Source organism: Algoriphagus aquatilis, from assembly GCF_042657405.1.
GTDB classification, from domain to species: domain Bacteria; phylum Bacteroidota; class Bacteroidia; order Cytophagales; family Cyclobacteriaceae; genus Algoriphagus; species Algoriphagus aquatilis.
The window spans coordinates 35,447-46,300 of record NZ_JBHSKS010000014.1 but is presented as its reverse complement, the minus strand read 5'-3'; the positions used below and the strand labels follow the sequence as shown (position 1 = coordinate 46,300).

Annotated in this window: 4 protein-coding genes; 3 read left to right on the top strand and 1 reads right to left on the bottom strand. The window is 45.3% G+C overall.

The window, feature by feature from the left end:
- Positions 1-145: 145 nt before the first annotated feature.
- Positions 146-1,666, bottom strand: a complete 1,521-nt coding sequence (locus ACFPIK_RS15405; protein ID WP_377916842.1) for a S8 family peptidase — start codon at positions 1,664-1,666, stop codon at positions 146-148.
- 596 nt (positions 1,667-2,262) lie between these two features.
- Between ACFPIK_RS15405 and ACFPIK_RS15400 the strand changes: the two genes are divergently transcribed.
- The 3 genes from ACFPIK_RS15400 to ACFPIK_RS15390 all read left to right on the top strand — a co-directional run bounded on the left by ACFPIK_RS15400 (position 2,263) and on the right by ACFPIK_RS15390 (position 10,309).
- The gene (locus ACFPIK_RS15400) at positions 2,263-4,341 is read left to right on the top strand and encodes a PKD domain-containing protein (protein WP_377916840.1); all 2,079 of its coding nucleotides are present in this window, start codon (positions 2,263-2,265) and stop codon (positions 4,339-4,341) included.
- 539 nt (positions 4,342-4,880) lie between these two features.
- Positions 4,881-5,627 (top strand): response regulator, encoded by a 747-nt coding sequence (locus ACFPIK_RS15395; protein ID WP_377916838.1) that lies wholly within the window; start codon positions 4,881-4,883, stop codon positions 5,625-5,627.
- 209 nt (positions 5,628-5,836) lie between these two features.
- Entirely contained in the window at positions 5,837-10,309 is a 4,473-nt protein-coding gene (locus tag ACFPIK_RS15390; RefSeq protein ID WP_377916836.1) for an Ig-like domain-containing protein, read from the top strand.
- Positions 10,310-10,854: the final 545 nt, after the last annotated feature.

Sequence of the window (10,854 nt, the reverse complement as noted above, 5' to 3'; positions counted from 1 at the left end):
GCAGCGATAGGTGACAGCTCCTGCGTACCCAAATCCCGGATCAGATCTTGCCGATCGGGGAGCAGCTGCCCCGTCGCTTCCCTCCCTGCTTGTACCCAAAAACAAAAGGGGCCAAAAGCCCCTTTTGAATCATTAAACCCAGCACTTAGAGGTAATCCACTTTTACTTCGGGTGAGCAGGCAGAAGAGCTTCCGGATACACAGACCTTGTAGGTCACCGAGCCACTGCCTCTGAGACTGGTTTGGTCTGTAAAGTTGGTCAGCTTGGTGGTAGTCGTGATCCGTACATTGTCTCGGTAGATGTCCACTTTCTGCCCGGAAGTGAATCCAGAGTAGGTCAAGTTGACCCTCAATCTGCCGGACACCTTGGACCAGGTGGCCGAAAGCGTGATCGGAGCAGGCTCCGGTGCCGGAGTCACCGTGGCCGTAGATTTGGTAAATAACAAGTTGGTTGTAGTCGAGCTCGCGTTGGGGTTGATCACATTCTTGGTGGCATTGGCACTGATCAACTCGTAGATCTGCAATGCAGTCGCTGTAGGATTGGCCTGGAGGAGGAGGGCTGCAGCTCCGGCTACATGCGGACTGGCCATACTCGTGCCGCTGTAGGTGGCAGTGCCCCCATTGACCGCAGTAGAAGTAATCCCCGAACCCGGAGCGAAAAGCCTGACCGTAGTCCCGAAATTAGAAAAACTGGAACGGGCATCCGAACTGGTACTCGCTCCTACGGCATAGGCCTCAGGCGCATTGGCCGGAGTAAATCCGCTGGCATCGGCATTGTCATTGCCTGCCGCCACGATCACAGGTACTCGGGCATCGTAGAGGTTTTTTACGGCAGTATTGATGGATAAACTACTTCCTCCGCCTCCAAGCGACATATTGACCACAGCCGGGGAAGTCCCCTTATTGGCCACGACCCAGTTCATCCCCGCGATCACCGTGGACCAGGAGCCTGAGCCTGTGTCTCCCAAGACCTTCACCGATACCAAGGTGGCTTTTTTGGCGATCCCATAGGTCTTGCTGCCTACAGTACCTGCCACGTGTGTGCCGTGTCCTTGTTTATCGGATCCGTCGTCATTGTATCCTGAATAGCCCTGAATCGCACGGCCTTCAAAATCGACATGGTCGTACTTGATCCCTGTATCCAGGATAAACACCTTTACTCCCTGTCCGGTGTGGGTATAGGAATAGCTGTTGCTCAGGGGCCGGGTCGCCTGATCTACCCGGTCTAGGCCCCAGGTAGCGGGACTTTGGGTGACCTCTGCATTGGCATATACCAATCCGTCTTCTTCGATGTGATCTACTTTATCGTCTTTTCGCAGGGCCTCTACCTGGGCCGGAGTCAAGGTCGCCGCAAATCCCGTAACCACATGACCATACACTTGGCCTATCTGCTGGGGTGCTACACCGTATTTGGCGGTAAGGTCTTCGGAGATTTTTCTCATTCCGGCCTGTACTTCCTCGTAGGAAGCGGTTTTTCTAAAGTTGATGGAATTATCCTGGAGCAGGACGATGTAGTTACCGGGCTGATGCTGAGGCTTGCCCGCCAGGGAATTGAACTCTTCGAGGGTGGGATTGATTTCCTCCGGAGCGGTACAGGAAATCGCCCAAAACGAGGAAACTACCGCCAAAAAAGCAAGGCTGTAAATTCTAAAGAAGGGTCGGTTCATGATGCGTTTCAGTTGATGATGTCCTAAAGGTGGTAAAATCCCGAATAGCACCAACTATAAAAACCGATTCTGTAAACCTACTGTACTAATCTGTAAACAGAATGCACTGAGCCCCTATTTTTGTCGGATGAGCGGAGGAAAGAAGGGATAAGATGCATTGAGACCTCGGAATAGGAAGTCTAATCCCTCGTGTGGGATTGCCCTCCGCGCATTCCGTTAGGGCTAATGACTTCAGGGCCATTCAAATCAGATCCTCAGGTTAAAATTTCAATAGGTTGCCATTGCATTCAATCGGGATCTTTTGAGCTCTTCCCTGACTTGCCTCCACAGTGGAAGTCGCTAAATGAATTGTTTATTTTTGATAATAACTTGATTAAATATTACTATTAATTATATATTATAATCTAATTATATCATTTTAAAACACTTACCCGTATTCAGTATATATCTGTTACAAGTTATATTAAATTAAATCTAATTACTCTTAAACCTGACATTATACGTACTTTTATTTACATTATATAACATTTCAATAGCTCAATCAAATGATTAATATATATTTGAATAAACTTCGACTCTAGAAAACGTCCAATTTAATGGGGCTTCTTACTAAACTAAGAATACTGATCCTATTCACCGGATCCTACCTGCTTTGGGGAGCCCAAGATGGATATGCCCAAAAGTGTCCTCAGGCGAACATCAGTATCACTAAATATGAGCTGAAGAAATTGGATGGCAGTAATTTTACGGCGACCGATCCCTTTGTAGTCGGTCAGACGGTCGTGACCGGTAGAATCTTCGTGGAATTGGGTGGAAGTACGACAAGTGCGTACAACATCGCCATGGTATATGACATCTTTGTCAATGGAGTGAGGGTCGTTAATCAGCAGCAAAGCTGTTTGTTTGACAATTTGACCGGTCAAACTTCCATCATTCTCAATCAGTCGATCCCCGTGACCACTTTCAGCTGGACTTGGGGAGATGTGGTATCCATCAGAAATATCTTTTTCACTTGGGAAAACGGGCAAGGGAAAGCAGGTACCACCTGTCAGACCCTGACTCCCTCGATAATCAATGGAATTAATTCCCAATGCTATTACAGTGGGCCCGGTTTCACGGCAATTATCCCCTTATTCCCCAGATTTACGGCTACAGTTCCGTGTAGCGGTACTACAGTGAGCTTCCTTAACGGGACTTCGGGAGGTGCTGCCCCTTATACGTACAGTTGGAATTTTGCCGGGCTGGGCACCACAAATGCAACCCATCCGAGTTTTACTTTTCCTCAACCCGGCTCTTATTTGGTCAGCCTCACTGCTACCGACAATACTACCCCGGATAAACTAACCACCACGGTGAGTCAGACCATCGTCGTCCCTCCACCGATCAGCATCATTCCATCCATCACCCCGACTCAGGTCAATGGAGCTACGGGGAGTATCAATGTCACGGCATCCGGAGGCACGTCTCCCTACACCTATCTCTGGACCTATCCGAATGGGAGTACCTCCAGCAGCGAGGACATCTCTTCCCTGACCAAGGGTAGCTATTCCCTCCTGGTGACCGACGCACGGGGATGTACTCAAACAGCCACCTTTACTGTGAATGAGTTACTCACTCCCGACTTTTCGTTTGCCAGTTTTCAGTGCAATACCCGAATTGACTTTACCAATCTAACTGCCGGCGGAACACCACCTTTTGCTTATACCTATGCCTGGGATTTCACAGGCGATGGAGTTTCAGATTCCAACCTCAGGGATCCGAGGTATGATTTTCCCGGAGTTGGTACTTTTCCAGTCAGGCTGACCGTCAGCGACGGGACCACCTCGATCAGTGTGACTAAAAATGTCTCTGTTGCTCCAAATTTTGACATCCAAGTAACCATCGTGCCAACCAGATCTGGAGAAACTACCGGAAGTATCTTTGTCACTTCCATCACAGGCGGCACTAGTCCCTATTCCTTTTCTTGGACCGGCCAAAATTTTGCAAGCTCAGACCGAGACATTTTTGATTTACCCTCCGGGCTATACAGGCTTGTAGTCACCGATGCAAATGGCTGTAGGCAGACCGTAGACTATTTCTTGGACGTAGCCTCCATTCTCAACCTCAAGTGGAAGAACTTTGACACCCGAGAAGTAGGTCAGAAAGTGGCAATCCATTGGGAAATGAATACTGAATTTGAAGGAGGAGTGTATTGCATTGAACGGAGCTTGGGTGATGTAAGTCGTTTCTCTTCTATCGGAGAAATCAAAAGCCAACAGAACTCCCTGGCTCCGGTGAGTTATTCATACACTGATGAGAGCTATCCCATTTTTGAGGATTTGATCTACTATCGAATTACCTATTCCTTAGGACAAGAAATTACCTACAGCCCTATTCAGCTGGTAAAAAGAAGCACTACCCCCGATTACAGTCAACAATGGGTAGCCTACCCTAATCCATCGCATGGGGAAGTAGTGAGTATAAAATATTTGAAAGGAAACCTCGCTGAAGGAGCAAAAATCAACTTACGTGCCTACAGAGGAGGGAGTTTTTACAAAAAAGTAGAAATCACCTTAGGAAAAGATCACATGATTTACCTAGGAGAGATTTTGGGAGAATTGCCAAGAGGAGTGACTTTGCTGAACATCGAATGGGAGGGTCAAACCGAAACGATAAAACTTATCCGATTTCCATAAACCTGCTGGATACATTAGCCTTCCAATTCCGAATCCAAAATGATCCAACATCACTTGCTGTGCTGCAAAAACACCGAACCATCGGGATTACCCGGGCGATGTGATGCCACACCGGTGAAGGGCTTGATTTTCTGCCATTTTGAATTCTCACCATGCAAGCTCATGCAAAATTCTGAGGATGGGGCCTTAATCAAGCTGGAATGAAGTTGAGTCGAATCGAATCACTTCCTTGATAGGCAGATTTGGATCGAGTAGTGGAAGTTCCACCAACCTTGAATTCAAAGCCAAGAATTTAGAAGAGCTTATCATTCCCATCTGGAATAATCCTCCGTCGCTAAAAAAGCCGAGTTGGCTGAGAAAAATAATCACCGCCAACACATCAAAAAATGGATAAATACCGGCTGTAAATCATTCAACCCTTTTTCAAAAAAGAAAAAGGCCCGAATCCCTTAAAAAGTAAAACAGGGTTTTAATCAATCCATGGAAAACCTGATCCTAAGTCCTCTGCCCTCTACCAACCCACTATGAAAACTACAGAAATGGAATTTTACAAAATTTCAAAACCCACTAAGCCGAGAGTACTGATCGTGGAGGACAATCATTTGATAGCGGAAAATTTATCTGAGCTTTTAGAAATGGAGGGATTCGAAACTCTCGCTGCATTGAGGACAAGTAAGGATACCCTTAATTTTTTGAAATTCGATATTCCTGATCTGATAATTATGGATATCAGATTAAAGGGAAATGATGATGGGGTGAAATTGGTAAAGAAAATCAATGCCAAACTAGCACTCCCGGTTGTTTATCTGACGGCTTGTTGTGACGCCAGCTACCTAGATCGAGTGTCCAAGACAAAGTATGATGGTTTTGTAGTAAAGCCTTACCATAAAGAGACGTTAATCTCCAACATCCAACTTGCTTTGAAGAAAAAGCATGAAAAGAATTCATTACCTCCAAAAGAAGGCCACTTGACATTAAGAAAGGATGGATTTTCAGTGGTATTGATGGACTCAGATATCAAATATTTGAAAGCGGATGGCATGTACACGCTAATTGTGGGAAAAAAAGATGAGTACAGAATGAGAAATATTCTCAAGGAAGTTGAACCCATGATGAGCCCAAACAAATTCGTAAGGATTCATAAATCCTATTTGGTAAATCTGGATTACATCACAGCATTCAATCATAAAGAAGTCCTGTTGGACGGACTAACTCTTCCCATAAAAAGGGGCTTCACCAAACAACTGGCAAAGTTTATCCAAGAGCATCGGCGAAGATTCAAATAGTGGGATCTTTCATTTTTACTTGCTCATCTCCTTTGGAAAAAAACACAAGAACCACTGACTACGCTGACCAAACCAAATAAAAATCCAGCATGCTGTTATACGGATAGAGATATTTCTGGTCTAGCTGATGGATCTAGATAAAATATTGAACCACAAAGAAGTTAATTGAATTTTTGTAAGCTTGTGGGTTAATTCAACAAACCCTATTTATGCGCGTAAGCTCAACCCCAAAGACCCATAGTCAAACTTGTCTTGATTTTTTTAAATTCCTCTTAGCCATATTTATTTCGTTTCAAAGCGTTGAAGCTTCGGCACAAACCACCACTGCCTTCTACTGCGACGTGGATGCCATGTCTGCTACCCTTCCCATGACAGTCACCGGAGACCTAAACTCCAGAATCTTGGCTAGCAGCGCGCAGTCCGCCGCGATAGCCACTTCAGACAATAGCCGTTGGACCACTCCTAATCCGGGCAGTGGAGACGAGGTATTTTTATGGCTGGAGAGCTCCATTTCTGCAAGCAATATTTCAAGTATGGATCTCAGCTTTGAAGGTTTCCTCAACGGATCGGCGGCAGACTTCAGCATTTGGGCACGTGATGTAGTCCGGGGAGTATGGGTACGAATCGGAACTACCCAGAGAATAGGCTCTGGCGCAGATGGAGTAATGACCAGAAGTATCACCTCCAGCATCAGCAACTACGTGTCCGGTGGGAAACTGATATGGGGCATTTACGAAAGTGTCTCGGCACAACCCCTCAACATTGACCGGGTGGGAATAGTAGTGAATTCAAGCTCTCCAGTTGCGGTCACCGGTGTAAGCCTCAGCCCTACCACCGCTTCCATTCGGACCGGCGGTACCCAACAGCTCACAGCGACCCTGGCTCCTACCAATGCCACCAACAAAACTGTTACCTGGAGCTCAAGCAACACCTCCGTCGCCACTGTAAACGCTACAGGCCTTGTCACGGGTGTTGGTTCGGGTACTTCTACCATCACCGTAACGACCCAGGATGGCAATAAAACGGCTACAAGTACGATCACCGTAAGCTGTGCAGATACATTCTATGAGGCAGAATCAGGCACTATGGCAAATGGTGCTGCCGTCAGTTCCTGCAGTACCTGTTCAGGAGGCAGCAAGGTAGGCAACCTCTACAACACGGCCTCCCTAACTTTGAGGGTCAATGCATGCTCATCGGGATTGTACAACATGATCGTTTATTATGCCTCCGGAGACAATACCCGAAGTTTGTCGGTCAGCACAAATGGAGGCACACCTGACACCAAGAATGTACCCAACTCAGGAGGTTGGAACACCCCTGCCACAATCAGCTATCAGGTTGCATTAACTGCGGGGCAAAACACAATAAGGTTATATCAAGCAAACAATGGCTATGCTCCGGATATCGATAGACTGTTTATTCCTGCTTCGCCCATTCAGACTTATGCCATTTCGGGCTATGTAAAGGACGCGAATAATGCTGCCGTCTCCTGCACCGTCAGCCTATCCGGAGCATCGGCGGCCCAAGCCACCACCGATGCCAATGGATTCTATCAATTTACCCAGTTGAATGGAGGAAACTATACCGTCACCCCTTCCAAAGCCTCCTACACGTTTACTCCCGGAAGTTTTTCGTATTCTCCATTAGCATCTGATCAATCCTATCAAAACTTTACAGGGATTTTCGACCCTACCAATTCGGTTTCGATGGCTTTTGGTGCCAATAATTCCGTAGTGTATGACAAAATCACCCGAACCTATGATGTGGTATTCAATGGGGTCGAAATCATCAGCGATGCCATTGCCTCTGTGAAAAATGGATCTACCACCCTGAACAGTACCGCCTACACCAGCGTCTCAACCGCTTCTACTGCCATCAACGATGGATTCGGTGCGGGAACCAAGCATACCTTGACCCTGACAGGTACAGGGATGCCCCAAATGCAACAGATTTTTTACACCTATCCCGCTAAGGATTACTTTTTCACCGAAGTGCTCATCACTGGAAGTGCATTGACGAGCAATTACATGTCTCCCTTGTCCTCGACGAAAGCCACTATTCAGTCAACCGGAGACAACAGAACCCTATTCGTTCCCTTCGACAACGACGCTTGGATTACCTACAATGCGAAATCGATGAGTACCAACACCACCAACACCAGCTCTGAAATCGGCGCTGTCTATGACAATACCAGCCGCAAAGGCCTGGTAGTAGGTTCGGTGGAACAAAATGTTTGGAAAACAGGAATAAAAACTACCGGAACAGGGGCATCCTTGTCGGAACTTGTGGTGTGGGGCGGTTATACGGAGCAGGCTGTAACCCGTGATGCAAGGGCGCACGGCACGATTAGCGGAGCTACCTTGAAATCCCCAAAGATTTTTGTCGGCTATTATTCGGACTTCAGAATGGGCATGGAGGATTACGCCAAGTCAAAAGCTATCGCGGAACCACGTTATCTTTTCAACTGGACGGGAGGGACGCCCTTTGGATGGAACAGTTGGGGGGTTATTCAATCTCAGCTTACGCTTTCCAAGAGTAAAGCAGTGGTGGACTATTTCGCCAATAAAATCCCGGCCTTCCGAAATGATAATACCGCCTACATCAATCTCGATTCCTATTGGGACAACTTGACTCCAGGGGGATTAACCGGTGATTTCAGCCAGTTGACTGAGTTTGTCAACTATTGTAAAAGCAAAGGATTGCAACCGGGTATTTATTGGGCTCCTTTCGTCGATTGGGGAAAAACCTCACGGCAAATTGAAGGCAGCTCCCATAATTACACGGAGGCATGGGCCAAAGTAAATGGAGCTTACCATGATTTTGACGGGTGCAGGGCCTTGGATCCCACGCATCCCGGAACCAAACAACGGATTGCTCATCTGATCGGAAGGTTTAAAGCCAGTGGCTTTACCATGATTAAGATAGATTTTATTGGACATGCTGCGATTGAAGCAGACAGCTACTACGACCCGACGGTGAAAACCGGCATGCAGGCATTCAATCAGGGGATGAAGTATTTAATAGATCAGCTTGCGGGCCAAATGTTGGTTTATGTTGCTATATCTCCAAATGTGGTCACCAGCCAATATGCTCACATGCGACGTGTGGCCTGCGATGCCATGAGTTCGATAGGTAATACAGAAAACACCTTGAATTCCACCAGCTACGGTTGGTGGCAATCCCACATGTACAATTTTATCGATGCCGATCACATGGTGTTCGGAAATGAAACGGAGGGAACAAATCGGGCTCGCTTTACCTCAGGACTAGTAACAGGCACGCCGATTTTGGGTGATGACTTCTCTACCACCGGCGTATGGGATAGCCGCATTCAGAACTACACCCAAAACCAAGAATTGCTCGATATCAGCCGCAGCAAAACAGCTTTCCAACCCATTGAGGCCAATACCGGAACCAATGCGAGTGAATTGTTTGTCAAGCAAATTGGAAGCTATGTGTATGTAGCCATCGTCAATTATGGCACTTCTTCCAAAACATTCAATGTAAACCTAGGCAGGGTCGGTCTCAGTACCAGTAGTTCCTATTCGGTGAAAGAGCTTTATATGGGTACCACATCCACCGTGACAGGGAGTTTGAGCGTGACCATACCGGCATCGGATTCCCGCATTTACCGATTCTCAGCAGCAACACTTTCGAATTCCAGATTAGCCATTGACTCCAAGATCAGTGAGGGGAATGCCAATCTTTCTTGGAAGAAAGATGTCAATTCCAGTCACTATGAATTGAGGATTTTCAAGGATGAACAGATCATTTTAGATACGGTATTGAATTCAAATGAATTCACTCTCAAAAATTACAGAGAATTACCTTCTGACTTACAGGCTAAAGTGCTGGGTATCAGTACAGAAATAAAAGGAGAATGGTCAGATCACGTGGGAATTATAGATGAAATTTCACCCACCATGAAAATTAATAAATCGGTCACCTTGGAATTGACAAGAGAAGGAAAGGCGAATTTGCCAATTGATCATATTGATCAAGGAACCTTTGATAATGATCTATTGAAAGAAATAACACTTTCAAAAGCAGAATTTACAGGAGCTGATTTGGGAGAAAATAGGATTACAATAAGGGCAAAAGACGTTTCTGGAAATGAGTCTTCTGAAGAAATACGTGTGACTGTTTTGGATAATTTTGCACCTACCCTCTCCGCTGTCAAAGACATTAATCTTCAATTGAATTCGGAAGGGAAAGCTACACTGAAATGGGAAGATTTAGACCTAGGAAGTACGGATAACGGCAACATTATAGAAAGAGTCCTTTCCAAAACTGAATTTACAAAGCGAGACATAGGCGAACATCTTATAAAGTACAGAATTAAAGATTCTGGTGAAAATAGTTCAGAAACAAGTATCAAAGTTTCTGTCAAAGAAATGATAACTGCTGCCAATTTTGGCGACGAGCTTGCACCATCCATTAAGTTATACCCTAATCCGGCAAAAAATTCCATTGTATTGGAAGCTGAGCGTACCATTTTCCAGCAACTAAATGATATAGAAATTGTAGACGCTACTGGAAAAAAAATGAATCCCATGAGTATTGTTCGACAGTCCGGAAAATCCTTGTTAATCGACACGAGTGGATTCAGTGATGGGATTTATTTTGTACGAATTACTTCAGACAGAATAAGCAGGACAATTAAGTTTATCATAAAAAGATAGTACTATTCTTCTTCCCTAACTGAATTATACCTTATTCTAAATCATTACGGTCCGACAAAAATAGAATAGTCGGACAGTAGGGAATCAAAATCAAATCAACTGAAGGAATGGCACTGTACAATCCTTTAATTCTTCAAAGGTGAACGATTGAATAACAATAGGTAGGGAAATTACCTTTCCAATTCTCCTCCCTACTACCTGAATCACATCAACCGGACCTCCAATAATCAAAATCTTAAAATTCCCCGGCCTCCAAATGAGCATTGTTCTTGCCTTTAAGTTTGTCGCAAAGTCTAAAGAATCGACAAATCTACTCCTCTCAAAACCTGATTTGTATTCCTAAAAAGTGGACTTAAAATTAATCCTGCTATAATTTTCAGAATTAGCTAGCCATATTTTTACCCTGTACAAGAAAAAAGATTTAACTGTTACATAACCTCCTTTTATGAATGGGACAGCCATTCAGTTTATTCTTCACAGGTAGGTATACCAGATTTGAAACCGGTCTTTTGACTCTGAAAGGAGTTTTTAGAAAAAACACGCCA

What these genes read in the sequence shown, in the direction of transcription:
- ACFPIK_RS15405 (WP_377916842.1), bottom strand. Translation starts at nt 1,666, where the DNA reads ATGAACCGACCCTTCTTTAGAATTTACAGCCTTGCTTTTTTGGCGGTA.
- ACFPIK_RS15400 (WP_377916840.1), top strand. Translation starts at nt 2,263, where the DNA reads ATGGGGCTTCTTACTAAACTAAGAATACTGATCCTATTCACCGGATCC.
- ACFPIK_RS15395 (WP_377916838.1), top strand. Translation starts at nt 4,881, where the DNA reads ATGGAATTTTACAAAATTTCAAAACCCACTAAGCCGAGAGTACTGATC.
- ACFPIK_RS15390 (WP_377916836.1), top strand. Translation starts at nt 5,837, where the DNA reads ATGCGCGTAAGCTCAACCCCAAAGACCCATAGTCAAACTTGTCTTGAT.